General features: G+C 60.8%; 17 protein-coding genes. 15 read left to right on the top strand and 2 right to left on the bottom strand.

Annotated features, from left to right (window positions below):
* Positions 1-195: 195 nt before the first annotated feature.
* Complete coding sequence (locus tag LOY68_RS13770) at positions 196-636, bottom strand: carboxymuconolactone decarboxylase family protein (protein ID WP_163909796.1); 441 nt, start codon at positions 634-636, stop codon at positions 196-198.
* A 205-nt stretch (positions 637-841) separates the two neighbouring features.
* Between LOY68_RS13770 and LOY68_RS13765 the strand changes: the two genes are divergently transcribed.
* From LOY68_RS13765 to LOY68_RS13750, 4 genes are all read left to right on the top strand, one after another.
* Positions 842-2,275, top strand: a complete 1,434-nt coding sequence (locus LOY68_RS13765; RefSeq protein WP_265045221.1) for a PLP-dependent aminotransferase family protein — start codon at positions 842-844, stop codon at positions 2,273-2,275.
* A gap of 122 nt (positions 2,276-2,397) precedes the next feature.
* Positions 2,398-2,691 (top strand): putative quinol monooxygenase, encoded by a 294-nt coding sequence (locus tag LOY68_RS13760; RefSeq protein ID WP_054047625.1) that lies wholly within the window; start codon positions 2,398-2,400, stop codon positions 2,689-2,691.
* 282 nt (positions 2,692-2,973) lie between these two features.
* Entirely contained in the window at positions 2,974-3,372 is a 399-nt protein-coding gene (locus LOY68_RS13755) for a cupin domain-containing protein (RefSeq protein ID WP_054047623.1), read from the top strand.
* 230 nt (positions 3,373-3,602) lie between these two features.
* Positions 3,603-4,310, top strand: coding sequence for an ATPase (locus LOY68_RS13750; RefSeq protein ID WP_265045217.1), 708 nt, complete (start codon positions 3,603-3,605; stop codon positions 4,308-4,310).
* Positions 4,311-4,479: 169 nt separating this feature from the next.
* Here the strand turns inward: LOY68_RS13750 and LOY68_RS13745 are convergent, their stop codons facing one another.
* Complete coding sequence (locus tag LOY68_RS13745) at positions 4,480-9,375, bottom strand: NAD-glutamate dehydrogenase (protein WP_265045215.1); 4,896 nt, start codon at positions 9,373-9,375, stop codon at positions 4,480-4,482.
* A 504-nt stretch (positions 9,376-9,879) separates the two neighbouring features.
* Here LOY68_RS13745 and LOY68_RS13740 point away from each other — a divergent pair.
* The 11 genes from LOY68_RS13740 to LOY68_RS13690 all read left to right on the top strand — a co-directional run bounded on the left by LOY68_RS13740 (position 9,880) and on the right by LOY68_RS13690 (position 25,119).
* Positions 9,880-10,233, top strand: coding sequence for a hypothetical protein (locus LOY68_RS13740; RefSeq protein ID WP_163909791.1), 354 nt, complete (start codon positions 9,880-9,882; stop codon positions 10,231-10,233).
* Between the two features lie 296 nt (positions 10,234-10,529).
* Positions 10,530-11,489 (top strand): AAA family ATPase, encoded by a 960-nt coding sequence (locus tag LOY68_RS13735; protein ID WP_003218556.1) that lies wholly within the window; start codon positions 10,530-10,532, stop codon positions 11,487-11,489.
* Between the two features lie 5 nt (positions 11,490-11,494).
* On the top strand, positions 11,495-12,439 hold the full coding sequence (locus LOY68_RS13730; protein ID WP_054047615.1) for a DUF58 domain-containing protein: 945 nt from the start codon (positions 11,495-11,497) through the stop codon (positions 12,437-12,439).
* On the top strand, positions 12,436-12,930 hold the full coding sequence (locus tag LOY68_RS13725; RefSeq protein ID WP_054047613.1) for a DUF4381 domain-containing protein: 495 nt from the start codon (positions 12,436-12,438) through the stop codon (positions 12,928-12,930). The genes LOY68_RS13730 and LOY68_RS13725 overlap by 4 nt, the downstream gene beginning before the upstream one ends.
* The gene (locus LOY68_RS13720; RefSeq protein ID WP_163909790.1) at positions 12,923-14,002 is read left to right on the top strand and encodes a vWA domain-containing protein; all 1,080 of its coding nucleotides are present in this window, start codon (positions 12,923-12,925) and stop codon (positions 14,000-14,002) included. Before LOY68_RS13725 ends, LOY68_RS13720 begins: the two co-directional genes overlap by 8 nt.
* Positions 13,999-15,738, top strand: coding sequence for a tetratricopeptide repeat protein (locus tag LOY68_RS13715; RefSeq protein ID WP_163909789.1), 1,740 nt, complete (start codon positions 13,999-14,001; stop codon positions 15,736-15,738). Before LOY68_RS13720 ends, LOY68_RS13715 begins: the two co-directional genes overlap by 4 nt.
* On the top strand, positions 15,735-17,375 hold the full coding sequence (locus LOY68_RS13710; protein WP_265045160.1) for a BatD family protein: 1,641 nt from the start codon (positions 15,735-15,737) through the stop codon (positions 17,373-17,375). The genes LOY68_RS13715 and LOY68_RS13710 overlap by 4 nt, the downstream gene beginning before the upstream one ends.
* A 137-nt stretch (positions 17,376-17,512) precedes the next feature.
* Positions 17,513-19,516, top strand: a complete 2,004-nt coding sequence (locus tag LOY68_RS13705) for a type VI secretion system tip protein VgrG (RefSeq protein WP_265045158.1) — start codon at positions 17,513-17,515, stop codon at positions 19,514-19,516.
* Positions 19,513-20,379, top strand: a complete 867-nt coding sequence (locus LOY68_RS13700; protein WP_163909786.1) for a DUF4123 domain-containing protein — start codon at positions 19,513-19,515, stop codon at positions 20,377-20,379. The genes LOY68_RS13705 and LOY68_RS13700 overlap by 4 nt, the downstream gene beginning before the upstream one ends.
* A complete protein-coding gene (locus tag LOY68_RS13695; RefSeq protein ID WP_265045156.1) occupies positions 20,376-24,005 on the top strand; it encodes a toxin VasX in 3,630 nt (1,209 codons plus the stop codon). Before LOY68_RS13700 ends, LOY68_RS13695 begins: the two co-directional genes overlap by 4 nt.
* On the top strand, positions 23,986-25,119 hold the full coding sequence (locus LOY68_RS13690; protein ID WP_265045154.1) for a SoxR reducing system RseC family protein: 1,134 nt from the start codon (positions 23,986-23,988) through the stop codon (positions 25,117-25,119). Before LOY68_RS13695 ends, LOY68_RS13690 begins: the two co-directional genes overlap by 20 nt.
* Positions 25,120-25,330: the final 211 nt, after the last annotated feature.

The raw sequence follows: 25,330 nt of genomic DNA, 5'->3' as shown, positions 1-25,330 counted from the left end.
CTGACAGTCCGTATTCGCGAGCAGGCTCGCTCCCACAGGGGATCATCGGTGGGCGCAAAATTTATGTTCGGCACCAGTCCCTGTAGGAGCGAGGCTTGCCCGCGAAAGCGTCGTGTCAGGCAACAACAATGTCGCCTGATCCACCGCTTTCGCGAGCAAGCCCGCTCCCACAGGGTTTTCACTCGGCTGAGGATTTCAGTCACTGGGGGTTTGGCGGAAGCTCACGGCCAGGCGATTCCAGCTGTTGATGGTGGTGACGGCGATGGTCAAATCCACCAATTCACCTTCATTGAATTGCTCCCGCGCCAACGCGTAGACGTCATCCGGCACATGACTTTCCGAGAGCAGCGTCACCGCTTCAGTCCACGCCAGCGCCGCCCGTTCCCGTGGGTTGAAGAAGCCGCTGTCACGCCAGACCACGATGGAATACAAACGCCGATCCGTTTCGCCGAGGCGCCGGGCATCGACCGAGTGCATGTCGGTGCAGAAGGCGCAGCCGTTGAGTTGTGAGGCGCGGATTTTGATCAGGTGCAGCAAGGCCGGCTCGATGCTCAGGTTGCTGGTCAGCGCTTCCATGGCGATCATGGCTTTCATCGCTTTGGGCGAGGCGCTGTAGTAGTCCAGGCGGGGATTCATGGCGGGACCTCGTAGCGCGGATGTGTATGCCCAAGGTAGGCGCTGATGCACCAGCGTTACAGGTCCAATTCCACGAAAAACCCAGGGACCACTCGACAGCAGACCAATTCGGCGCTTTTTGTCCGCGCAACTTCTATGCAGCGGCGCAATGGGGGTAATCTGGCGCGACCCACAGTCGCCTCACTGCCCCAGGAGCCCCGCTGGTATGGAACTTCACGTTGTCATCAACGGCCGCAAGGACCTGGCAGGCCAGTTGTACCAACAGCTGCGCAGTGCCATCGAAACCGGTCGCCTGGCAGCCGGCACGCAACTGCCGCCCAGCCGTTTGCTGGCGGAACAGTTGGGCATTTCGCGCAAGACCATTTCCGACACGTACTCGCAACTGACCTACGAAAACTTCCTCACCGGAGTGACCGGCAAAGGCACTTACGTCAACGCGCGGCCCGCGAAAATCCAGCGCAAGCAGAGCCATTCGGAGCTGGCCAGCAGCGAGGTCGTCGAGTCGTGGCGTAACCTGCCGGTGTTCCTGCGCCACCCGACGCTGGAAGGCTCGTTGCGCTACGACTTTATCGGCGGCGCCACCAGCAAGGGCCAGTTTCCCCAGGACGATTGGCGGCGCTGCACCTCTCACGCGTTGCGCCAGATTGCCGGTTCCAAGGGTTTCTACAGCCTGCCCGAAGGTCTGCCGGCGTTGCGCAATGCGATTGCCCGGCACATCGCGTTTTCCCGTGGGGTCAATTGCCAGGACGAAGACGTGGTGGTGTGCAACGGCGCCCAGCAAGCCCTGGACCTGATTGGCCGGGTGCTGCTGCGGCCCGGCAGTCTGGTGGCGATGGAAGATCCCGGTTATCCGCCGGCGCGCCTGTTGTTCGGCAGCCACGGGGCCACGGTAGTCGGGGTGCCGGTGGACGCCGAAGGCATTCAGGTCGAGTTGATTCCGGACGGCACGCGGCTGATTTACGTGACGCCGTCGCACCAGTTCCCGCTCGGCATGCCGATGAGCCAGGCACGTCGCGAAGCCCTGCTGGCACGGGCCCGTGAACTAGGCGCGATCATCATCGAAGACGATTACGACAGCGAATTCCGCTACGAGGGCCGGCCTACCGATTCGCTGCAAAGCATGGATGAGCGCGGCATCGTCGCCTACGTCGGCACGTTCTCGAAAACCCTGCTGCCGGAGCTGCGACTGGGCTACGCGATCCTGCCGCCAGCGATTCTCGAAGCGGTGATCCGCGCCAAGCAGCTCACCGACCTGCACACCTCGACCCTGCCGCAATGGGCGCTGGCCAAGTTCATCGCCGAGGGCTGTCTGCTCAAGCACATCCGCCGTTGCCACACGATCTATGCCGGGCGCCGCGAGCGGATCCTCGCGCGCATGGCCGGTGACCTTTCGCCGTGGCTGGAAGCCGTGCCGACGGTCGCCGGGTTTCACATGGTGGCGCTGTGCAAGGTGCCAATCGACTTGACGCTGGTTATCGAACTGGCGAGAAAAGTCGAAGTCGGGCTGTATTCGATTGAGGGCTTTTTCTATCAGCAAGCACCGCGCGCCGGGCTGCTGATGGGGTTTGGCGCGATTGAAACCCTGGACATCGACACCGCGCTGGACCGTGTGCGCGACATTTTGCAGCAGGTCGCCTGACGATTGGTCTGCGGGTTTATCCGGCGATTGGCTATTGGCGGTCCCCCGGTCCAGGCCTATTCTGCAGGGGCGTTATCCCTCAATGAGCAGGATTCGTCCGGCCTGATTCAGGAGTGTGAGCAATGTCCAACGAAGTGATCAATACCGTCAGGGTGCAGGCCGCCGCCGGCCGCTCGGAAGAACTGGGTAAGCAACTGCAAAAGATTGTAGACACCCTGCGCGAACTTCCGGGCTGCGATTCCTACATGGTCGACCGCTGCCCCGAGGACAGCAACCGCTGGAACGTCAGCGCCCGCTGGCAATCGGAAGCGGCCATGCAATCGCATTTCAACAGCCCGCAAGTGCAGGGTTTTATTGGTTTGATTGATAGCCGATTGGCTAATGCCGTGGACTTCAATAGCTTTCCTATCGTCTGAAACGTGCGCGGCCTCGTAGCAGCTGTCGAGCTGCGCGAGGCTGCGTTCGGCGGCGCAGCCGTCGTAAACCCCGCGTACGCATTCTTCCTGATACACCGCATTGACTGATTTCACGACGGCTTCGCCGCCGAACGCAGCCTCGCGCTGCTCGACAGCTGCTACATCGATTAATGTCGCCGCCCTTGATTGGTCCCCTCACCTTCCCGAATATTGGCCGTTTTATTGCCCCGACCCGAGGCTTACTGTGGTCCCTGACGACTAACAACCCCCAGGTGATCAATCATGAAAGCTTTGAGTTTACTGGCCGCCCTGGCCCTCAGCGTTTCTGCCTCGGCCTTCGCCCACGACCCGTCGGAAAAGGTCACTGTGCTGCAGGATGAGCTGCTGCAAAACGTGCCCGGCAAAAAAGCCATGATGATCGAGGTCGACTACAAGCCCGGCCAATCCTCCATCGCTCACAAACACGACGGCACGGCCATGGCTTACGTGCTGCAAGGCCAGGTCACTTCCCAGGTCAAGGGCCAGAAAGCGATCACCTACAAGACCGGCGAGTACTGGTACGAGCCGGCCGGCTCCGAGCATTTGGTGTCGAAAAACGCCAGCGCCACCAAACCCGCCAAGTTGCTGGTGTTCATGGTGTTGTCGCCGGACGAGAAAGTATTGATCCCCTTGAAAAACTGATAGCCAGTGCATCAGCCATAAATAAAAAGGCTCGAAGCGATGATTCGGGCCTTTTTATTACCCGGCGTACTTAGATGAAAACTTTTACATCAAACAAAACTATGGATCAGTCTATAAGTGTATTTATGGACGATTTCATTCAGCCCATAGAGGTTTAGTCTGGAGCCACTGCCGGACACTACCGGCAACTATCAACTTTTCGACTCAGGTTGTTTCACTGGAGAAACACCATGAAACTTTCGCTTGTCAGTTCGTTGACGATTGCCGCGTTGCTCGCCGGCTGCTCCGTCCCCACCGCCCCCAAAGCCGTGTCGTCCCTGGACACGATGTTCAGCGCGCCGGTCGGCCGTTCCAGCGCCGCCCGCGTGACCAATGGCGGCAATGTCTCCCTGGGCATCGTCTTCAGCCCTTCCACCCAGGCTAACCGCGAATACCTGCGCCACTACCAGGCCAACGCCGGCACCGGTTTCGGCCAGAGCCTGCTGGTGCAGCCGATCCACGACGCTTACGTGGCGACGTCCAGCCCGGACTTTGCGGTGGACGCCGTCAAGGCGTCGTTGCAGCGTCAGTTCGGTTCGGTGACGGTCTATCCCGACCTGCAAAGCCTGCGGGCTGCGCGGCCGGATGTGGTGGCCATTGTCGATACCCACAGCCAGTTGATGACCTCGCGCAGTTCCGATATCAAGGCCGATGTCAGTGCTGATTTTTATGATGCGAAGTTCAACTACATCGGTACTGCGCAAGGGCATGATGCCAAGTCTCTGAGTCCTGTGTGGGCCGACTTTAAACGTAGCGAAGAGATTGTCGCGGATATTAACCAGCAACAGGATGTGCAAGTTCGGGCGCTGCAGAAGTTTGACCAGTCGCTCAGTAATTTATTGACCAGCCCGGCAAGTAATGTGTCGATGATCGATAATAAGAGGGATCAAAATTTGTAGTGAGGCGGATGGCCTCTTCGCGGGCAAGCCTCGCTCCTACAGTTGATCGCATTCCAATGTAGGAGCGAGGCTTGCCCGCGAAGAGGCCCGCCCAGCCACCACAAAACCAAAGGCATAAAAAAACCCCCGCATCTCTCGATACAGGGGTTTTTTCATTCAGCGCCTAAAATCAGGCCGCCGGTTCCAGCTCCAGCGCAGGAGCAGCAGGCACAACCGCCTGACCACTCAACGCCAGGTCCAGCAGTTCACGGTTGGCCACTGCGTACATGGCGTAGTCCGTACCGCTGGCGGCACGGATTTCCACCAGCATGGCGCGCCAGCGTTCGATCATGCCTTCGTGCTCTTCCATCCACAGCGCCAGGCGAGTTTCCACGTCCTGAGTGCCGTCGCCCTGTTGCAGGACGGAGATGGTGATCGCACGTTGCTGCCAGTCCACATCATCACGGAACGCTTCACGGGCCAGGGCCTGCCAGTTGTTTTCAACCGGCAGAGCGCTGATCTGTTGCAGGTACCAGGTGATATCCAGCGCGCTGCCCACGGCGAAGTACGCCTTGGCCACGTCCGCCGGGTTTTGACCGGTCACATCGGCCGCTTCAATGATCGGCAGCAAGGTGTACAGGTGAGTCGTGCCTGCAACCATGCGCGCCAGCAACTCAGGCACGCCAGCAGCGACGTACGCCTGATAACGGGTCTGCCAGCCTTCGCGGGTCGGGCCTTCCAGCAGTTCGTCGAGCTTGAGGCCCAGCGCTGCCAGATGTGGACCGAAATGCGCGACGTCACGGGCAGCGTTCTGCTCGTTACGACGGCTGCGCAGGAACCAGCGGGTAGCGCGGCGGCCCAGACGCATCAGCTCGTCCATCAGCTCCAGTTGCACATCAGCGGAAACCTGGTAGTCCAGGGCTTCGATCTGACGGAACCAGTGCGGGAGATGGAAAATGTCACGCACGATCACGTAAGCGCCGGCCACGTTCGCCGGGCTCATGCCGGTCGACTCTTTGAGTCGTTGAACGAAGGTAATGCCCATGTGGTTTACCAGATCGTTGGCGATCTGGGTGCTGACGATTTCGCGCTTCAGACGGTGACGGCGCATGGCTTCGGAGAACTTGCTCACCAGCGATGGCGGGAAAGCGGTTTCCATGTCGCGAGTCAGGTAATCGTCGTCCGGCACCAAGGAGTTGAGCAGCGCTTCCTTGAGGTCGATCTTGCTGTACGAGATCAGTACCGACAGTTCGGCACGGGTCAGGCCATGGCCTGCCGCGACGCGTTCAGCCAGCACTTCTTCGTTCGGCAGGAACTCGATGGCGCGATCCAGCTTGCCGCGGCCTTCCAGATCGTTCATCAGGCGCTTGTATTCGGCAATCCGCACGAAAGCACGGCGGGCCGCCAGGGACAGGGCCTGAGTCTGCTTGTAGTTGTTGCCCAGCACCAGGTTACCGACTTCGTCGGTCATGCTCGCCAGCAACTGGTTGCGTTGCTTGTCGGTCATGTCACCGGCCTGAACCACTTCGTTCAGCAGGATCTTGATGTTTACTTCGTGGTCGGAGCAGTCCACGCCACCGGCGTTGTCGATGAAGTCGGTGTTGGAACCGCCGCCATTGAGGCCGAACTCGACGCGACCCAGTTGGGTCATGCCGAGGTTACCGCCCTCGCCCACGACTTTGCAGCGCAGTTCGTTGCCGTTCACACGCAGTGCATCGTTGGCCTTGTCGCCGACATCAGCGTGGCTTTCGGTGCTGGCCTTGACGTAAGTGCCGATACCGCCGTTCCACAACAGGTCTACCGGCGCCTTGAGCAAGGCGTTCAGCAGCTCGGTCGGGGTCAGCTTGTCAGCCTGGATGTCGAAGCGCTCTTTCATCTGCGGGGAAATCGCAATGCTTTTCGCGCTGCGGGAGAAGATCCCGCCGCCTTCGGACATGATGCTGGTGTCGTAATCGGTCCAGGCCGAACGCGGCAGGTCGAACAAGCGTTGACGCTCGACGAAGCTGTTGGCTGGCTGTGGATTCGGATCGATGAAGATGTGCAGGTGGTTGAAGGCCGCGACCAGTTGCAGCTTGTCGGACATCAACAAACCGTTACCGAACACGTCGCCGGCCATGTCGCCGACGCCGACTACCGTGATGCTGTCTTCCTGGACATTGATGCCGCGCTCGCGGAAGTGACGTTGTACGCCAACCCACGCGCCTTTGGCGGTGATGCCCATTTTCTTGTGGTCGTAACCGGCAGAACCACCGGAAGCGAACGCGTCACCCAGCCAGAAACCGTAGTCGATGGCGATGCCGTTGGCGATGTCGGAGAAGGTCGCAGTGCCTTTGTCCGCTGCAACGACGAGGTACGGGTCATCGTCGTCATGACGCACGACGTTGGCCGGCGGTACCAGCGCGCCGTCTTTCAGGTTGTCGGTGATGTCCAACAGGCCCGAAATGAAGATGCGGTAGCAGGCGATGCCCTCGGCCGCGATCTCGTCGCGACCGCCGCCCAGTGGCAAGCGACGCGGCAGGAAGCCGCCCTTCGCGCCAACCGGCACGATCACCGAGTTCTTCACTTGCTGGGCTTTTACCAGGCCCAACACTTCGGTGCGGTAGTCTTCTTCACGATCGGACCAGCGCAGGCCGCCACGCGCGACGTTGCCGAAGCGCAGGTGCACGCCTTCGACGCGAGGCGAGTAAACGAAGATTTCGAACTTCGGTACTGGCTTCGGCAGCTCAGGGATCTGGTGCGGGTTGAACTTGAAGCTGAAGTAGGACTTGTTATGGCCTTGCGCGTCGGTCTGGTAGAAGTTGGTGCGCAGGGTGGCCTTGATCAGGTCCAGGTAGCGACGCAAGATGCGGTCTTCGTTCAGCACCTGGACGTCGTCCAGTGCGGTAACGATGGCTTGTTCCAGGCGTTGCTGCTTGTCTTCCAGATCGTCGCTGGACAGCTTGCGCGCCAGGTAGAAACGGGTCTTGAACAACCGGGTCAACTCGCGAGCGATGTCGGTGTGGTTGGTCAGGGTAGTGGCGATGTAGCCCAGGTCGAAGCCCAGACGAATCTGCTTCATGTAGCGAGCGTAGGCACGCAGCAGCGCGACGTCGCGCCATGGCAGGCCAGCGGTCAGTACCAGACGGTTGAACGCATCGTTCTCGGCATCGCCACGCACGATGTGGACGAAGGCGTCCTGCAGCGTGTCATTGAGTTGCTGGATGTCGAGTTCCAGGCCTTCGGCGGCGGTGAACGCAAAGTCGTGAATCCAGAACTCGCGGCCATTGTTGTGACGCAGGCGATACGGGAACTCACCCAGCACACGCAGGCCGAGGTTTTCCAGGATCGGCAACACGTCGGACAAGGCCAGCGGGGTATCGGCGTGGTACAGCTTGCAATGCAGTTCGCGTTGACCGGAGACCTGGCCCAGCGGCTGATAGAAGCTCATCACCAGCGGATTTTTTTCGGTCAGGCTCAGCAGGTGCTGCATGTCGACCACGGCCGAATGCGCTGCGAAACGCTCGCGGTAACCGGCCGGGAAGCCTTTCGGGAAGTCAGCCAGCACGTTGGTGCCGTGGGCTTCGCCGAAGGTTTCGACGGTCAGGGCCGAGTAGTCGTCCTGCCAGCTGCGGCAAGCCTGGATGACTTCGTTTTCCAGCTGCTGCGGGTCGATGTCCAGGCGATTCTTCGGATCAACCCGCAGAATCAGCTGCACGCGAGCCAATACGGACTCGGAGAAGAAGGTCCAGAACTCGCAATCCGAGGCTTTCAGGCGATCCATCAGCACTTGCTGGATCTTCTGGCGCACTTCGGTGGAGTAGATGTCACGCGGCACGTAGGCCAGGCAGTAGCAGAAACGGCCGTACGGGTCTTTGCGCAGGAACACGCGGATCTTGTTGCGTTCCTGGATCTGCACGATCGACATCACGGTGCTGAACAGTTCGTCCACCGGGGTCTGGAACAGATCGTCGCGAGGCAGTACTTCGACCACCTGCGCCAGTTCCTTGCCCAGGTGAGCCTTGGCCTGGAAGCCGGAACGGCGTTCGATTTCCTCGACCTTGCGGCGGATGTACGGGATGACCCGCACGCTCTCGCCATACACCGAAGAGGTGTACAGGCCCATGAAACGGCATTCCTTGATGACTTTGCCGTCGGCGTCGATTTCACGGATCGACACGTAGTCAGGGTAAGCCGGACGGTGCACACGGCTTGGGTGCGCAGCCTTGGCGAACGACAGCAGGGTCGGTTCGCGCAGGTAGTTCACGGCGTAGTCTTCGATGCGCAGGTCTTCGTAGGTCAGGCCGGTGCGCAGCAGTTTGGTCAGGCCCAGGAAGGAGCTCTGGTCGTACTCGATGTGGCCGCCATCGGCCTGGTCGCTGACCACGAATTCTTCGTAGCCCAGGAACGTGAAGTGGTTGCCCACCAGCCATTCCAGGAAGCTTTTGATTTCAGCTTTTTCTTCTGGATCGACTTTGAACTGGCTGTTGTCCAGACCGGTCAGGATTTGCTGGACCTTGTCTTTCATCGGTTCGAAATCGGCGACCGCAACGCGGACTTCACCGAGAACCTGTTCCAGCTCTTTGCTCAGTACATTCAACTCGGCCGCGTTGGCGCAACGGTCGATTTCCAGGTACATCAGCGATTCTTGCAGGATGTCTTCGCCCTGGGTGCCTTTGGGCAGGATTTCCAGCAGCTCGCCCTTGCTGCCGCGACGCACGCTCAGCACAGTGGTTTGCAAGGTGTGGATGCTATAGCCGCGACGGTTCAGCTCGGTACGCACCGAGTCCACGAGGAATGGCAAGTCGTGGTGCAGCACTTCGACCGCGGTGTGGGTCGACTGCCAGCCGTGGCGTTCGTAATCAGGGTTGTAGACGCGCACTTGCGGTTGCGCGTGATCGAAGCGCTCAAGCAGGCGCCACGCAGAAAGGGTACAGCCAGCGAGGTCGGACAGCCGACGCTGGGTCAGCTCGTCGAGGGAAATGATGCCGAAAAATTGTTCAGCAAACAGCGCCACTTGTGGCAGTGCCTGTTCACTGATGTGCTGCGCCAGTGCCGCTTGCAGTTGGTGCTGGAAGTCGGCTTTGCTGGCTGCGGTGAAGAACGCCATCTGTGGTACTCCGCTTGGGCTTGTTATTGATGGAAGCGTCGCGTGCAAAACCCCTTTCGGGGCGATCCGTCACCCTGTTCCTGATTCTCGGGCAGAGGAAACAGGGTGACAGGTGGGTGAAGCTGGACGAGACACTCGGGTCACATTCACCTTCCAAGAATGGCTATCGGCAAAAGCGACTGTACGATGAATTGCACAATGCCTTTACCGGTATCCATTCGATGCGCAGCTTAACGAGTGCGACAACGTGCCTGCTTGCGGTGCTGCGACATATTCGGTCATCGGCACGCAGCTTGCGCCTTGTGCATCGAACAACACTAGCAGCCGCACGCCAAAACGGCAGGTTTCAGCCCGCTTTTGCGGCACATCCGTACCAGAAATGACCAGTAACACCCCGGATGTTCACGACACATCCTCTGACACTCAGGCGAGCAGAAATTCCCGCCGACTGGCAGAATCGCCCTTTGTTTGTCTTCACGATGCTCGTCGAGCCAGGAATTTCCCATGCAAATCACCACCGAACTGTTGATCGTCAACCCGTGCGATGACGAAGAAGACAACCTGGCCATGCTCTGCTGCACCAGCGACGATGGCGAATTGTTCCTGATGAGCCGTTTCCCGGACGAGGACGAGTTGGAGATCATCTTCCAGGACAAGCCTTCGGCGCTGGACGGCGTGAAAGTCACCCTCAGCCCTACCCGTCTGCTGATCGAAATCGCGGCGACCGACGCCGATGCGCTGAATGGCGAAGATTCCCTGGAAATCATTCACAGCACCGATGCCAGTGATTTGCCGGAAGTGGAAGAAACCTTGCAGAACATTCTTGAGGGGATCGGGACGTACATCAGCGAGCTGTGATTTTCGGCGCTTGTGCCGACGCATTCGCGAGCAGGCTCGCTCCCACAGTGGAATGGTGCTGGATGCAAAATTTGTGTCCGCTGGAGATCCCTTGTGGGAGCGAGCCTGCTCGCGAAGGGGCCCTAGATTTCACCACCCTACCCCTGCCCTACAAATTTCCAACAATTTCGCCAACCATTTCCCAGCCTTTAAGCAAAATGCCGTTAGTCGCCACCCCCTGCGATGCATTAAAGTAACGCCCCCAGCCCTGGCGTTATTCGAACGTCTTCGGTCACCCTTTCCAGGAACAGTCATCGATGGAACATCGTGAAGCGCTGCTAGCGCTGCGAACCTTTCTTTCAACGCAGATTCTCGGCCAGGAAAAACTCATCGAGCGCTTGCTCATCGCCTTGCTCGCCGACGGCCACATGCTGGTCGAGGGCGCCCCGGGGCTGGCCAAGACCAAGGCCATCAAAGAGCTCGCCGAAGGCATCGAAGCGCAATTCCATCGCATCCAGTTCACCCCCGACCTGTTGCCCGCCGACATCACCGGCACCGAGATCTATCGCCCGGAAACCGGCAGTTTCGTGTTCCAGCAAGGCCCGATTTTCCACAACCTGGTATTGGCGGACGAAATTAACCGTGCCCCGGCCAAGGTGCAATCGGCGCTGCTCGAAGCCATGGCCGAGCGCCAGGTCAGCGTTGGACGCAGCACTTATGAACTGTCGCCACTGTTTCTGGTGATGGCCACGCAAAACCCGATCGAGCAGGAAGGCACCTATCCGCTGCCCGAAGCCCAGCTCGACCGTTTCCTGATGCACGTGAAAATCGGTTTCCCGGACGCTGCCGTCGAACGGCGGATCCTGCAACAGGCTCGCGGCGAAGCGCTCAACGGCGAAACCAAGCCCGAGCGCCGGGTCAGCCAGCAGGCGATCTTTGCCGCGCGCAAGGAAATCCTCGGGTTGTACATGGCCGACGCTGTGGAGGAATACCTGGTGCAACTGGTCATGGCCACCCGCACGCCGGCCAAGTTCGACCCGGAAATGGCCGAGTGGATCGCCTACGGCGCCAGCCCGCGCGGCTCGATTGCCCTCGACCGCTGCGCCCGCGCCCACGCCTGGCTGGCCGGTCGCGACTTCGTCAGCCCGGAAGACATCCAGGCCGTGCTGTTCGACGTATTGCGTCACCGCATCATCCTGTCCTTTGAAGCCGAAGCTGCTGGCATCGACCAGGACCGGGTGGTCCAGCGGATTCTCGACGTCGTAGCCGTCGCTTGACCCCGATGAACGTCATCCTGCCGCCCGAGCCGGGCATCCGTGTCAGCCTCGCCGAGCTGATCGAGATGCGCCATCGGGTGCGCGAAGTGCAACTGTTCTCCACGCCGAGCCAGCGCAGCCCGCTGATCGGTCTGCACCACTCGAAGCTGCGTGGCCGTGGCGTCGATTTCGATCAGGTGCGGGTCTATCAGGCCGGCGACGACGTGCGCACCATTGACTGGCGCGTGACCGCCCGCACCCAGGAACCACACACCAAGCTCTTTCACGAAGAACGCGAGCGACCGATTTTCATCATGGTCGAGCAAAGCCGTCGGCTGTTTTTCGGTTCCGGGCTGATGTTCAAGTCAGTGTTGGCTGCGCAAGCCGCGAGCCTGATCGGCTGGGCCGCCCTGGGCCACAACGACCGAGTTGGCGGATTGGTGTTCGGCGATAACGAGCACTACGAAATCAAACCCCGGCGCAGCAAGCAAAGCCTGTTGCAATTGCTTAACCGCTTGGTGCGGGTCAACCAGTCGCTGCACACCGAAAGCGAGCAGAACCGCGATTCGCTGAACCTGGCCCTGCGCCGCGCTCGGGAAGTATTGCGTCCCGGCAGCCTGGTGATCGTGATCTGTGATGAGCGCGCACTGACCGAAGGCTCCGAGCAACAACTGAGTCTGTTGTCGCGGCATTGCGACCTGTTGCTGCTGCCGCTGTCCGATCCGCTGGACCACGCCCTGCCCGCCGCCGGGCTTTTACGTTTCGCGGAACGTGGCGCGCAACTGGAACTCGACACCCTGAATTTCGACCTGCGCCAGACTTACCGCGCCCAGGCTGAAGAACGCATCGCGCGCTGGGAATTGCTCGCGCAGAAGCTGCGGGTACTGTTGATGCCCTTGAGCACCCAGAGCGAGATGGTCGAGCAACTGCGTGAATACCTGAACCCACAGAAACCGGGGAAAGGTCGATGAGCAGCCTCGAACAATTGCAACCGCTGATGACCCCGCCGCCGATCGGCTTCTGGCCGCCCGCACCGGGTTGGTGGCTATTGCTGTTGTTGCTGCCGCTGATTGGCTTCGGCCTGTGGCAGTTGCGTCGCTTCATTCCCAACAAACGTCCCATCGTGCGCGCCGAACAACCACTGGACCCGGTACGCGTCGCCGCCCTGGCCGAACTGGCGCGCATGCCCAAACCCTACGACGGCGCGCCGGCCGGCGCGTGGCTGCAGCAGCTCAACGGCTTGCTCAAACGCCTGTGCCGCAACCATTACCCCTACAGTCAGAGCCACACGTTGAACGGCCGCAAATGGCTGGCGTTTCTCGACAACCGCTGCCCGGCCGCGGGTTTGACGCGCTGGATGGTGCTGGTGGAAGGCGCCTACAAACCCGAATGCAAACTCGACGACAAGGCCATCGCCGGCCTGACCCAAGCCGTCGACACCTGGATTCGCAAACATGTTTGAGTTCGCCTGGCCGTGGATTTTCGCCCTGCTGCCGCTGCCGTGGCTGATGCGCCTGGTGCTGCCGGTAGCCGACAGCGGCGAACCGGCGCTCAAAGTCAGTTTTCTCAGCGACCTCGAAGGCCTGACCCGCCGCCGTGCCCGCGCCAATCTGCCGGCCTGGCGCCAGCAAGCGCCGTTCATTCTGTTGTGGTTGCTGCTGCTGATGGCCGCCGCCCGCCCGCAATGGCTCGGCGAGCCGCTGCCGATTGCCGCCAGTGGCCGCGACTTGCTGGTGGCGGTGGACGTGTCCGGCTCGATGGATTTCCCCGACATGCAGTGGCAGGACGAAGACGTCAGCCGCTTGTCGCTAGTCCAGCATTTGCTCGGGGACTTTCTGGAAAGCCGCGAAGGCGACCGGGTCGGCCTGATCCTGTTCGGCAGCCAGGCGTATCTGCAAGCGCCGCTGACTTTTGACCGCCGCACGGTGCGGGTCTGGCTGGATGAAGCGCGGATCGGTATCGCCGGCAAGAACACCGCCATCGGCGATGCGATCGGCCTGGCCCTCAAGCGTTTGCGCATGCGTCCGGCGCAAAGTCGCGTGCTGATTCTGGTCACTGACGGCGCCAACAACGGTGGCGAAATCGACCCGCTGACCGCCGCGCGCCTGGCTGCCAGCGAAGGCGTGAAAATCTACCCAATCGGCATCGGTGCCGATCCGGAACAAAGCGGCACCCTGGGTTTCCTTGGCGTCAATCCGAGCCTGGACCTCGATGAACCGGCGCTGAAGGCCATCGCCCAAGCCACCGGCGGCCAGTACTTCCGCGCCCGCGACGGCAAGGAGTTGCAGGCGATCAAGGAAACGCTCGACAAACTTGAGCCGGTGACCCAGCAACCGACCCAGGCCCGTCCGGCCCAGGCGTTGTATCACTGGCCTCTGGCGCTGGCGTTGCTGTTAAGCATGCTGTTGGTGGCGCGCGAGCGCTGGCCGGACAATCCGTTGCAACGTTTCCTGAGCAAGGACCTGTTTTTGCAAAGCCAACTGCCGGACTGGCGCCAACGGCTTAATCGCCTGCGCCTGCGGAGGCGTCGATGAGCGCGCTCTGGCCTTACTGGTTCCGCCCTTGGTGGCTGCTGCTGTTGCCGCTGCTCGGTTGGTTGCTCTGGCAACTGTGGCATAGGCAGAAACGCGCCGGGCGCTGGCAGATGATTCTGCCGCCAGCCTTCCACGCCGCGTTGCTCAGCGGTGGTAAAGGCAGTGACAGCAAATTGCCGTGGGTTGTGCTCGGCCTGGCCTGGGTGCTGACCGTCGGCGCGCTGCTGGGTCCGAGTTGGGAGCGCGTCGAACAAACCAGCCAGAAACCCGCCGATCCGTTGGTGGTGTTGCTGGAACTGACCCCGGAAATGCTCGCCACCGACAGCCCGCCGACCCGACTGGAACAGGCGCGGCGCAAGCTGTTCGATTTGCTGCAAAGTCGCAGCGATGCGCAGACCGCAATTGTCGTCTACGCCGGCAGCGCCCACACGCTGGTGCCGCTGTCGGATGACCTGTCCACCAGCCGCAATCTACTGGACGCGCTCAAGCCTTCGTTGATGCCCGAGGCCGGTCATCGCGCCGATCTGGCGGTGATCAAAGCGCTAGCGCTGCTGGATCAGGGTGCCCTCGGCCAGGGGCGGATTCTGCTGATCGGTTCGTCCCTGACCGAACAGGAACGCTTCGGCATCGAGCGCGCGCTGAACGGCAAGTCCACGGAATTCCTGATGCTCGGCGTCGGCACGCCCGAGGGTGCGCCGGTGGCTCAGGAGGACGGCAGTTTCCTCAAGGACGCCCAGGGCGCGATTCTGGTGCCGCACCTGGACAATCCGGGCCTGAAAGCCTTCGCCAGCGACTTGGGCGGCCGCTATCACGCGGCACGCCTGGACGATGCCGATCTGGGCGCCCTCGGTCTGCTCGACGGTCCGCGTAACTTGCGCAACGACGGCCAGACCCTGCGCCTCGACACCTGGGCCGATCAAGGTTACTGGCTGTTATTGCCACTGTTGTTGCTGGCGTCCTTTGCCGGGCGTCGGGGCTGGTTGTTCTGCTTGCCGCTGTTGTTCCTGTTGCCGCAACCGAGTTACGCCTTCGACTTTGAAGACCTGTGGCTGCGTCCCGATCAACGCGGCCTGCACTTGCTCAATCAAGAGCATCCGGCCGAGGCCGCGCAGCATTTCGAAGACCCGCAATGGCAAGGCGTGGCGCTGTATGAGGCCGGCGACTACAGTGGCGCCGCCCAGCGCTTCGCCCAAGGCAACGATGCGCGGGCGCACTACAATCGGGGGAACGCCCTGGCCAAGAGCGGTGAATTGGAAGCCGCACTCGACGCCTACGATCAAGCCCTCGAGCGGCAGCCGGATTTGCGTCCGGCGCTGACCAACAAGGCGTTGGTGGAAAGCCTGATCAAGCAGAAAGCCACACCGCCGGCGGTTGAGCCAAACAAGTCCGAAGGTGATGAACCGGGTACCGCCAGCGACAGCCCGGCCCCCGGCGCCGCGACCCAGCCGTCGAACAGCGGCGAGGCGAAAACCGATGCCCAGCCCAACGCGCCGGACACCGATCAAACGACCACCACGCCGCCGCAACCGGGGGCCAACGAGGTGCCGGGCAGCGAGCTCGGGGACGAGCAAAGCACCACGCCACCGCGGCGCCCGGCCAATGACAGCCTTGAAGGCGAACAGGCCCAGGCGCTGGAGCAATGGCTGCGCAAGATCCCGGATGATCCGGGCGAACTGCTGCGACGCAAATTCTGGTACGAACAGCAACAACATCAGGATCAGGGAAAAACTCGATGACCCGCTTCACCGCTTTCTTGCTCGCCATGCTTTTCTGGACCGTTCAGGTCCAGGCTGCGGACCTGGTCGCCAGTGTCGATCGCAGTCGCCTGAGTTCCGGCGAAACGGTCGAGTTGATCCTGGAATCCAACGACGTGACGTTGTTCGGCAAACCCGACCTCACGCCGCTGGAGCCGGCATTCGAAGTGCGTGGCACCCGCCAGGTCAACCAGTTGACCACGATCAACGGCGACAACCGCGCGACCACTCGCTGGATCATCACCCTGCTGCCCAAGCAAAACGGCAGCGTGGAGATCCCGTCGCTGCAACTGGGCGAAGTACGCAGCCAGCCGATCACTATCCAGGTCGTCGAAAGCGAAACCCAAGACACTAAAAACACCCTGGCGCCGGTGTTTATCGAGGTCAGCCTCGATCAAAGCAGCGTGTATGTGCAGGCCCAGGCGATCCTGACCTTGCGCATCTACCATTCGGTGTCGCTGTACGACGACAGCAGCCTGACGCCGTTGCAGATTCCCGACGCGCGCATCGAGCAACTCGGCGACTCGCGCACCTATGAGAAGGACATCAATGGCTTGCGCCACGGCGTGATCGAAATGCGCTATGCGATCTTTCCCCAGCACAGTGGCGTGTTGAACATCCCGACGCAGACATTCAGCGCGACCCTGGTGGACGTGCAGCCGTCCCCGGACGTGGCCTCCCAAGGGCCAAAACCGGGCAAGTTGCTGCGCGTCAGCTCGGCCGAAATTCCGCTGACGGTCAAGGCCAAACCCGAGAGTTACCCGGCCGATGCGCCGTGGTTGCCAGCGCGTAGCCTGAGCCTGAGCGAAAGCTGGAGCCCTGAACCGGATCACACGCAGGTCGGTGACTCGCTGACCCGCAGCCTGACCCTGAAAGCCGAAGGCCTGGCCAGTTCGCAGTTGCCGCCGCTGCCCGCCACCGACATCAACGGCTTGCGCCGCTACCCGGATCAACCGGTGCTGGGCAACCAGAACAGCGAACGCGGGCTGATCGGCAGTCGCGAAGACCGCGAAGCCCTGGTCCCTTCCCACAGCGGCGCCATCGAATTGCCGACGGTGGACGTAGTCTGGTGGAACACTTTCGAAGATCACCTGGAACACAGCAGCCTACCGGCGCGGACCCTGCAAGTGACGAACAATCCGAGCCTGATGGTCGATACTCCGGCGGGCAACGCACCCGTGAACTACGTCGCCGACAGCGAAGCGCTGTGGTGGTGGAAACTCAGCACCCTGATCCTCGCCTGCACCACCCTGCTCGGCTTCGGCCTGTGGTGGCGCGCCCGCTGGCAGCCGGCGATCCTGCGAGCCGCGCAAGCCGGCCCGAGCCCGCGCACCGTGCTCGACGAGCTCAAGCGCGCCTGCCAGGCCAACGACCCCCACGCCACCCGCCAGGCCCTCGACGCCTGGGCCCGGCAACAGCCGGAAACCCTGGCCGACATGGCAGCGCGCTTTGTGCCGTTGTCTGATGCCCTCGACGGTTTGAACGGCGCGCTGTACAGCGAGACCGGCCAGCATTGGCAAGGCGAAGACCTGTGGCGCGCGACCCGGGCGATTCCAATCGCCGAGCGGGTGCAGGATCCAGTGGGTGATAGCGGGTTGCCGCCGCTTTATCCGAAGTAGCTGTCAGAAAAGGTCGAAATTCCCACCGCGATTCCGATTCGCGGACAAGTCCTACACCAGATATCGAATCGACTGACTTCGCCAATTCGTAGACTCCCGCAGAGTCCCGTGCCTTTAAAAGACACAGGGATGCGGGGATGCTCAGCACGGCGAAGGACGTTGTTTTCACACTCGACATTGCAGGTTTTTCCTACGAGCTCCAGGTGCTCGAGTTTCGGGCTAGGGAAACGCTGAACCGGCCCTATGAGGTCGAGCTCGAGCTGGTCAGCGAACGCCCGGATCTTGACGTCGAGTCGCTGCTGCATCGCCCGGCCTTTCTCACGTTCGGACCCGACAATGGTGGTCTTCACGGCCAGGTCTATCGAGTCGCGCAAGGCGATTCGGGCAAACGCCTGACTCACTACCAGATCACCCTGGTTCCCCACCTCGCTTACCTTGCGCACCGCAACAACCAGCGTATTTTCCAGCACCTGAGCGTGCCGAAAATCATCGAGCGCGTGTTGATCGACCACGGCATGCATGCTGACACATGGCGCTTCCAGCTCAGCGCAGAGTACCGGCCACGGCTGTACTGCGTGCAATACAACGAGTCGGACCTGTTCTTCATTCAACGACTGTGTGAGGAAGAAGGCCTGCACTTTCATTTCCAGCACAGTGCCTCTGGGCATGTGTTGGTGTTCGGCGATGATCAGACTGTCTTCCCGAAACCCAAGAGCCCCACGGCGTATGCCCAGGGCAGTGGCATGGTCGCCGAAGCCTCAGTCATTGATCGCTTTCAGGTCAGCCTGGAAACCCGCGTCACCCATGTCAGCCGCCGGGATTACGACTTTGAAAAACCGCGCCTGCCACTCGATAGCGAGAGCACGACCCCACAACTGCCCCATCTGGAGGACTACGCCTTCCCCGGTCAATTCACCGACCGCGAACGCGGCAAGTACCTGGCCAGAAGAACGCTGGAACGCCATCGCGCGGATTACCGGCAAGCCCGTGGGCGAAGTGATCAAAGTGTCATGCGCAGCGGACACTTTGTTGACCTGATCGAGCACCCGCGTCGCGACTGGAATGGTTTGTGGCTGCTGATCGAGGTCAAACATGTCGGCAGACAACCTCAAGTGCTGGAAGAGTCGATTACCGACAGCAATCCTGAGGACGGTTTCAGCCAGGGCTACCGCAACCAGTTCGTCGCAACGCCATGGGACGTGATATTCCGACCGCCCCTTGAACACACCAAGCCGCGAATGACCGGCAGCCAGCATGCAGTGGTCACCGGACCGCCCGGCGAAGAGATCTACTGCGATGAGTACGGCCGCGTAAAAGTCCACATGGCGTGGGACCGTGACGGCCAACACAACGAACACTCAAGTTGCTGGCTACGCGTTGCCACGGGTTGGGCGAATGACCGCTATGGCAGTGTGCTGATCCCGCGAGTCGGCATGGAAGTGCTGGTGGGTTTCAGCGAAGGCGACCCCGACAAACCGTTGATAGTTGGCTGCTTGCCGAATGCGGCGACGCCCGTGCCACTGGATCTGCCCGCTCAGCATACGCAAAGCATTTTGCGCAGCCAGAGCAGCCCTGGCGGTGGCGGTTACAACGAGTTGCGCATCGAGGACAGAAAAGGCTCGGAAGAAATCGCCCTGCGGGCCCAGCGTGACTTCGTTCAGTTGGTGCTCAACGACGAACGCATTCAGGTCGACAACCAACGCACCGTCGTGGTCGGCGGCATCGCCAGCCATGACCTGCGCGGCGAAGAACACCACCTCACCCACGGCAACCGCCTGACTGAACTCAGACAGGACGATCACCTGCTGGTGCTGGGCGACCAACACATACGCGTCGCCAGCCAGCGACTCAACGCCACCCAGCAGATTCATATCAGCGCCGGACAGCAAGTCGTCATTGATGGTGGATCGCACCTGACGGTCAAGGCTGGCGGGCAATGGCTGACGCTGGGGCCGGACGGCATTTTCAGCAGCGTGCCGATTACGCAGGGCGGAGCTCCGGCCGACAGTTTGCCAGCAGAGCCGTTGATGCCAGGCGCATTACCGCTGCTGAAGGTCACTTTCGACGCAGCACAACAACGCCGTGCGCTGGTTTCAACGCGCGGGTCTCGCTGCCTGATTTGTGAGGCCGCCCTCGCATGACACTCTCAATCGCTTTACCAGCCGACCTGCCGTGGAACGAGCAACAGGCTTTTGTGTTGCTCGATGGCGCGACCCTGAGCAATTTGCCGGAACGCTTGAAGCAATTGAGCCCTGGTGCCAACGCTGTCGCGCTGTATGACTGCCCTTCTTTTACCGCTCTGCGGGATATCTCACCGCTGTTGGTGGCCGCTCAACAGCCTGACGAGCCGCTTGTTCAGTTTTATCTGGAACACGCGCACGAGGAATGGGGCGTGCTGTTGTTCAGCCGGGACTCGGCGCACGCCGTCGCCCAGCACTTGCGCAAGCTGTTGACGGTTGAGTTGCCAGAGGGGTTGCCGGTGTTCCTGCGACTGGCCGATGCCGCCGTGGCGCGAATTTTGTTCAGCAGCGGCGATCAGCGTTTGTTTGGGCCGTTGTCCTGTGTGGTGACGGCTGATGGCGTCGAGGGTGATTGGCAACGTCATCAATCTCGGCTGGCCGAATGCCCGGATTTGCCGACGCCCTATCGCCTGAGCACTGAACAGAATTCGGCGCTGGAGCAGGTTGACCGGCGTCGCGTACTGCTTGAACTCGACGCTCATCTGCTCCGGTTTTTCCCCGAAAGCCAACGCGGCGCAACCGTGGGCGAGCGCTGGTCGATGCTCGAGCAGCTAGAAGCCGAGGCCCATACGCTCGGTTTGAGCAGCCAGTCCGAGTTGTTCTATTACGCGAACCTCATGGCATGGATGGACGGTTCATCGCCGGACCAGCATCCGCACATCCACCGATTGCTCCATACGCCCTCCCTGCAACCCATCGGTGAGCGTATCGCGCTGGCCGCAGACATGGCCCACCAATGGGCAAATGAACGGGGCCGCCCATGACCCATCCTGCCAACCTCGCCGCGGCGGCAGCCCCCAAAGCCGCCATCGGTTCGCCCGGCGCCTGCCCTTTGCGCCAAACCCACGTGCAGCTTCTGCCCGTGCGCTACGGCCTGGTGGAGAAAATCGTCGACCCCAGCGCCACGCTGAAATTGCCCTACACCCTCCAAACCCGACCACTGGGCATTCGCCTGCTGCGCGATGGCTGGCTTTACGTGATCGACAGCGGCACCGGCCATCTGCACGAATACCGCGTGCTCAACGGCATGGTCAGCGCTTTGCTGCACAAGGGGGCCAAGGTCGATGGCGATCAACGCACGGCCATTGAAGAACGCCCGGCCCTGGTGTTTTCACGGCGCAGCACGTTGCAGGTGTGCTTCGCCGAGGTGCAGTGGACCGCCGTCAAATGTGCTCAGGTGCTCGACAGCCGCGAAGAGCGCGAGCACTTTATGCTGGCCGTTGACCTCGGGCTGGTGAATTGCGAAACCGGTGGCGAACACTTGCTGACAGTCGAGCAAGCCAGGCAGTGGCTGGCGGAAATTGCGACAGCGCCCGCCCAGCAGGCCCAAGCCGGAAAAGACTATGCCGAACAGGAAGAAGCGTCGCCACCGGATGCCGTTCTGTTGCCCACGGTGCAAGTCAGCAACGTTCCCGCTCACGAACTCGAACCTTATCTGTGGGAAACCCCTCGGCGCTTTCGCGAGGCGCACATCGGTGAATTTCTCGGGCGGGTGCGCCCGGCTTACCAGGACGACACGCTATTCCTCGTGGTGCAGGACGACCTCGGCGTGCTGCGTGACCTCGCCGACTATCAAGACACCGTGGTCGGCTGGGTCGATGCCTGGAGCAATGCCGAGCACAACGAACGCAATTACCTGCTGGCGTGTTACATCGAATCCTTGAGCCAGCTCAGCCCGGCGGATGTTGAAAAACTGGGCGAGGTCAGCGACGACCCGGCAGTCAATGCCCTGCTTGGCGATCTGCAACAGTTGCCAGAACCCACTCGGGAACGCACGCGCAAAGCCTTGTTGGATTACCTGAACAAGGGCGGTAAGGTCGAGCCTGTCGACGTACCGCCCCCTCCGGAACTGCAGCAGTTGCGCAAGCAAGCCGAAGCCGACGTCAAAGAGATGCTCAAACATCAGGGCGGCACGCCAGACTTCACGGCACATAGGCGCGCCGTTGATGAAGCGGACCGCAGTTATTACACCCGCCAGCACTTTGCGATGGCCCCCGACGAGTTTGTTGAGCGGCACCTCAAAGCCCTGATCAAACTCGGCAAGGAGCAAAACAAACGCATTGAGGACGTGCTCGAGGGTTCCAATTTCACCGGCAAACGCGGGATCAACGACTTCATCGACCGCGACGCCATGGACAACGAGCTGTTTCAGTACCGCGCCGACCTTGGTCGCTGGAATCGCCTGCTCGAACGCATCACCGCTGACCGCACGGACCTGGTGTGTGCCGGACGCTACCACCGCTCAGCCTGGTATTTCGATGCGCACGAGCCACAGCAATTGGCCGAGGTCTTCGCGGCAGAATACGCCTGTATCAAAGACATTTGCCGCAGCGATCACGCCAGTGAAAAGATGCTGGGCTATCTGGAAAAACACCCGGAGTTGACCCGACCTGGGTTTTACACCTTGCCTCTAAGGGCTCGGCCTGATTTGCTGGTGCAATACAGCCTGCTATCCAATGCCGGATCCGGCCTGTACAGCAAGCTGCCGCAGTGGTTACAAACCCTGCAAAAAATCGAACAACCGCACCTGCCGGCCCTCGACGAGATGCCCGAACACACCCGCGCCATGGCCGACGCGGTTCAGCACAGCTACAGCCCGGCGTTAAACCTGAGCCTGAGTCGCGCGCTGGAAGCTTTCGATCTGGCCGGTGGAAAAATCCCCGACCTCGACGAACTGTTCCGCCATCTGCCCAAAGCGCTGCCGGCGCGGATACTCGATGCTGCAAAAACCACCGGTGTGACCTTCACCGTCGCCACCCCGGGCGAACACACGGTGTTGCAATCCGACATCAAGGACGTACTCAGCGAACGCACCTACCTCAAAAGCCTGGCCCAAGAACGCAACCGGCTAACCCATAACAAAAACCTGCCGGGCCACAGGACCCAGCGGGCGATGGAGTTGCAGACCGAGATCGTTCGGGTGCGGGCGCAGTTAACTCAACTCGAAGGCCGACTGGCGGGGGCGCTGAGCCCGATTGCCGAACTGCCTGATCGGTCGGTGCGCACCTACGGCGCCACACCGGCTCGGGCGGGGGTGACGGTGGTGTTTCCATCTCCGCAGCAGCAGGAGGTGAGGAGTTTGCTGACGAACATTCGGCTGGGGGTTCAGAGCGTGCCGAAAGCAGACCTGATCAAGAGCGAAGGGGTTGGGTTGTTGGTGTTTTTGGCGCAGGTGGTGAATTTGGTGGTGGTCATAAGCGAACTGGTGAATCAATCGAAAGACAAGCGGGCTTGGGGAACCGTTATCAACGCCATCACAGTCACAGGTGCAGCAGGGTTTGCCGCCGCCCAGAGTTTGGCAGATACCGCTCTGAAGGCTCGCAGCGATAAGCTGGTCTTGGCAGCTCAACATCACGCCCTTGAGAATGTGCATGTGCAGATGGGGAGGATGCATGTGGGACTGGGCTTCTTTACCTACGGTCTTGGCCTTGTATCTTCATTGTCCAGCCTCAATGCCCAACACCATAATTGGGAGCAAGCGACGCGCAGCGGCAACCGCGCGGCCCAAAGCAGTGCGGCTCTTGCCACGGTGGGTGCCAGCGGCATGGTGGCCGTTAACGCCTATGGTCTCAGTCATACGATGCACGCCAGTTTTAAAGTGGTGACTGCCGACAGTGCTACAGCACGAACAGCCGCCTGGGCCGCCGCAGGCACACGCCTCTCCAGCGTATTTTTCCGGGTTAATCTGGCCGGGGCATTGTTCACCGTACTTGAACTGGGCGGCAGCTGGCTGTTCAACCGCTACAACATCAGCGCCCACGACAAATGGCTCAAAACCACGCCGTGGAGCCTGGACTCCGATGAGCGCGGTAACCATACCCTGGATCAGTACCAACGTTACCTCGGCGAGTTACTTCACGCCCCTACGGCGCACCTTGGCTTGATTAAGCACGGCTCATTGCTGAAGAACCTGTTTCTGCGCCCTAAACCCAGCGATATCCATCTGGAGCTACCGAGGGTGAAACTAAGCGACTTCCAGCCCCCATTAAGCGGCAACCCCTCTCACCGCTTGGGCATCGGCGCCCATCGGCTTTACCGCCCACTCGACAGCCGCGGTACCGCCCGTGAGCGCAAGGATGTGATCAGCGAAGAAGTGTCGGATAGCCTGCAAGTCGTGCAAGCAGACCCGCTGATTTTATGCCTGCAATATCCCCTGAACCGTAATAACCCGATGGCGCCCGTGGTCGAGACACTGGAGCTGGCGGTGTGCGTGCAAGTACTGAATGCCAAAGGACAGTGGATCTCTCGCACCCACATCATTCATCTCAATCCTCGTGGTGAAGGCCATTTTCCTTCGCTACCGCCCAACACCGTCACCGAGCACCCTCCCGTGTTGCTGGTTGAAACCCATTTGCTGGAGACGGTAGACCATGCCAAACAACCTGGATAAATCCGTGCCGAAACCGCAACTTGAGCATTCTCGCAAAGCCGGAGATATCGAGCCCTTTCCAAGCGGGAGAATCACCTATCTCGCCCCGTTGCCGCTACCTACGCCGATACCGCCTAGTGGTCCTCATATCGGGGAGTTAAATGAGGTGTATATGGACTTCGGGGTGGGGTCGCCGGAGGTGTTCTCATGGCAGGTCATTTTAGGTTTGCCTTTCAGCGGCGCATTTATGATTGCATTTTTGATACCTCTGTTCAGCGGCTTCATGTTTTTTCTGTTAGGCCAAAGCTGGGACGATATATATGACATCACAACTCGTATGTTCATAGAGGAGGCGTATGAGCTCGCTCTATTAACCGGCTTCCTCACCCTTTTCATCGGCCTCTGCGTCTGGCTGCACAACCACAACAAACGTGCCGAAATCATCCCCGCGCGCTTCAACCGCCAGCGCCGCGAAGTCTGTTTCATGCCCGAAGACGCCACCGAACCGCTCTTCGTCCCCTGGGAATCCCTCAGCGCCTGGGTCATCGAAGCCCAAGGCGTCACCCAGTACGGCGTGCGTCGTCAATACGGCATGGGCATCGGTTTCCAGCACGGCGAAACCCTGACCAGCGTCGAATTTCCCTGCGCTGGCCTGCCCATCGCCATCAGCTACTGGGAAGCGATTCGCGGCTACATGGAGTACGAGGTCAACGACCTCAAATCCATCCAGGACCTCGAAGACCTGCAACTCCCCGGCGACCCGCCTCACGAAGGCCTGCACACCTTCCACAACGCCCGCGCCCGCATGCATCAGCAAATCCGCGACGGCTCCCGCAATCGGGTCTCGGGGTTTTTCTGGTACCTGTACCACGTGATGACCCTGTGGACGATCCCCAACCACCTCACCGAATGGGAAATCCGCCGCATCAAAGCCATGGGCCAAAAAATGTTGCCCGAAGTCATGCAGCGATGGTCGGAGCCATTGCCGAAGGCTCAATGGGCGAAACCAAGTGATGACTTGCTCAGAATGAGCGAACAAGTCCGCCGACTGCATAAACGTCAACCGGGACGAGCCATTACTCAGATTTTTGCCGAGGTGCAGCACTTGAACGCTCGCAGCAAAATCAGCGGGTGAAACAGTGTTGTGGCGAGGGGGCTTGCCCCCGTTCGGCTGCGAAGCTTTCGCAAAACCAGACAACTCGTTTTATCAGGTCAATCGCTGGGGCCGCTTCGCGCCCCAGCGGGAGCAAGCTCCCTCGCCACAGGTAAGCCTCCTGGCCACAAGTCCGCCGTTCGACCAGATCCATCGCGCCATCCAGCCTGTTTGCCAGTAAACTCCCTCTCTT

The organism is Pseudomonas sp. B21-053 (assembly GCF_026016365.1).
Taxonomy (GTDB): Bacteria; Pseudomonadota; Gammaproteobacteria; order Pseudomonadales; family Pseudomonadaceae; genus Aquipseudomonas; species Aquipseudomonas nunensis.
This window is presented reverse-complemented; position numbering and strand designations above follow the sequence as displayed.

Bases quoted from the DNA above. Each gene is read 5' to 3' on its own strand.
- LOY68_RS13770 (WP_163909796.1), bottom strand. From the start codon at position 636: ATGAATCCCCGCCTGGACTACTACAGCGCCTCGCCCAAAGCGATGAAA.
- LOY68_RS13765 (WP_265045221.1), top strand. From the start codon at position 842: ATGGAACTTCACGTTGTCATCAACGGCCGCAAGGACCTGGCAGGCCAG.
- LOY68_RS13760 (WP_054047625.1), top strand. From the start codon at position 2,398: ATGTCCAACGAAGTGATCAATACCGTCAGGGTGCAGGCCGCCGCCGGC.
- LOY68_RS13755 (WP_054047623.1), top strand. From the start codon at position 2,974: ATGAAAGCTTTGAGTTTACTGGCCGCCCTGGCCCTCAGCGTTTCTGCC.
- LOY68_RS13750 (WP_265045217.1), top strand. From the start codon at position 3,603: ATGAAACTTTCGCTTGTCAGTTCGTTGACGATTGCCGCGTTGCTCGCC.
- LOY68_RS13745 (WP_265045215.1), bottom strand. From the start codon at position 9,375: ATGGCGTTCTTCACCGCAGCCAGCAAAGCCGACTTCCAGCACCAACTG.
- LOY68_RS13740 (WP_163909791.1), top strand. From the start codon at position 9,880: ATGCAAATCACCACCGAACTGTTGATCGTCAACCCGTGCGATGACGAA.
- LOY68_RS13735 (WP_003218556.1), top strand. From the start codon at position 10,530: ATGGAACATCGTGAAGCGCTGCTAGCGCTGCGAACCTTTCTTTCAACG.
- LOY68_RS13730 (WP_054047615.1), top strand. From the start codon at position 11,495: ATGAACGTCATCCTGCCGCCCGAGCCGGGCATCCGTGTCAGCCTCGCC.
- LOY68_RS13725 (WP_054047613.1), top strand. From the start codon at position 12,436: ATGAGCAGCCTCGAACAATTGCAACCGCTGATGACCCCGCCGCCGATC.
- LOY68_RS13720 (WP_163909790.1), top strand. From the start codon at position 12,923: ATGTTTGAGTTCGCCTGGCCGTGGATTTTCGCCCTGCTGCCGCTGCCG.
- LOY68_RS13715 (WP_163909789.1), top strand. From the start codon at position 13,999: ATGAGCGCGCTCTGGCCTTACTGGTTCCGCCCTTGGTGGCTGCTGCTG.
- LOY68_RS13710 (WP_265045160.1), top strand. From the start codon at position 15,735: ATGACCCGCTTCACCGCTTTCTTGCTCGCCATGCTTTTCTGGACCGTT.
- LOY68_RS13705 (WP_265045158.1), top strand. From the start codon at position 17,513: ATGCTCAGCACGGCGAAGGACGTTGTTTTCACACTCGACATTGCAGGT.
- LOY68_RS13700 (WP_163909786.1), top strand. From the start codon at position 19,513: ATGACACTCTCAATCGCTTTACCAGCCGACCTGCCGTGGAACGAGCAA.
- LOY68_RS13695 (WP_265045156.1), top strand. From the start codon at position 20,376: ATGACCCATCCTGCCAACCTCGCCGCGGCGGCAGCCCCCAAAGCCGCC.
- LOY68_RS13690 (WP_265045154.1), top strand. From the start codon at position 23,986: ATGCCAAACAACCTGGATAAATCCGTGCCGAAACCGCAACTTGAGCAT.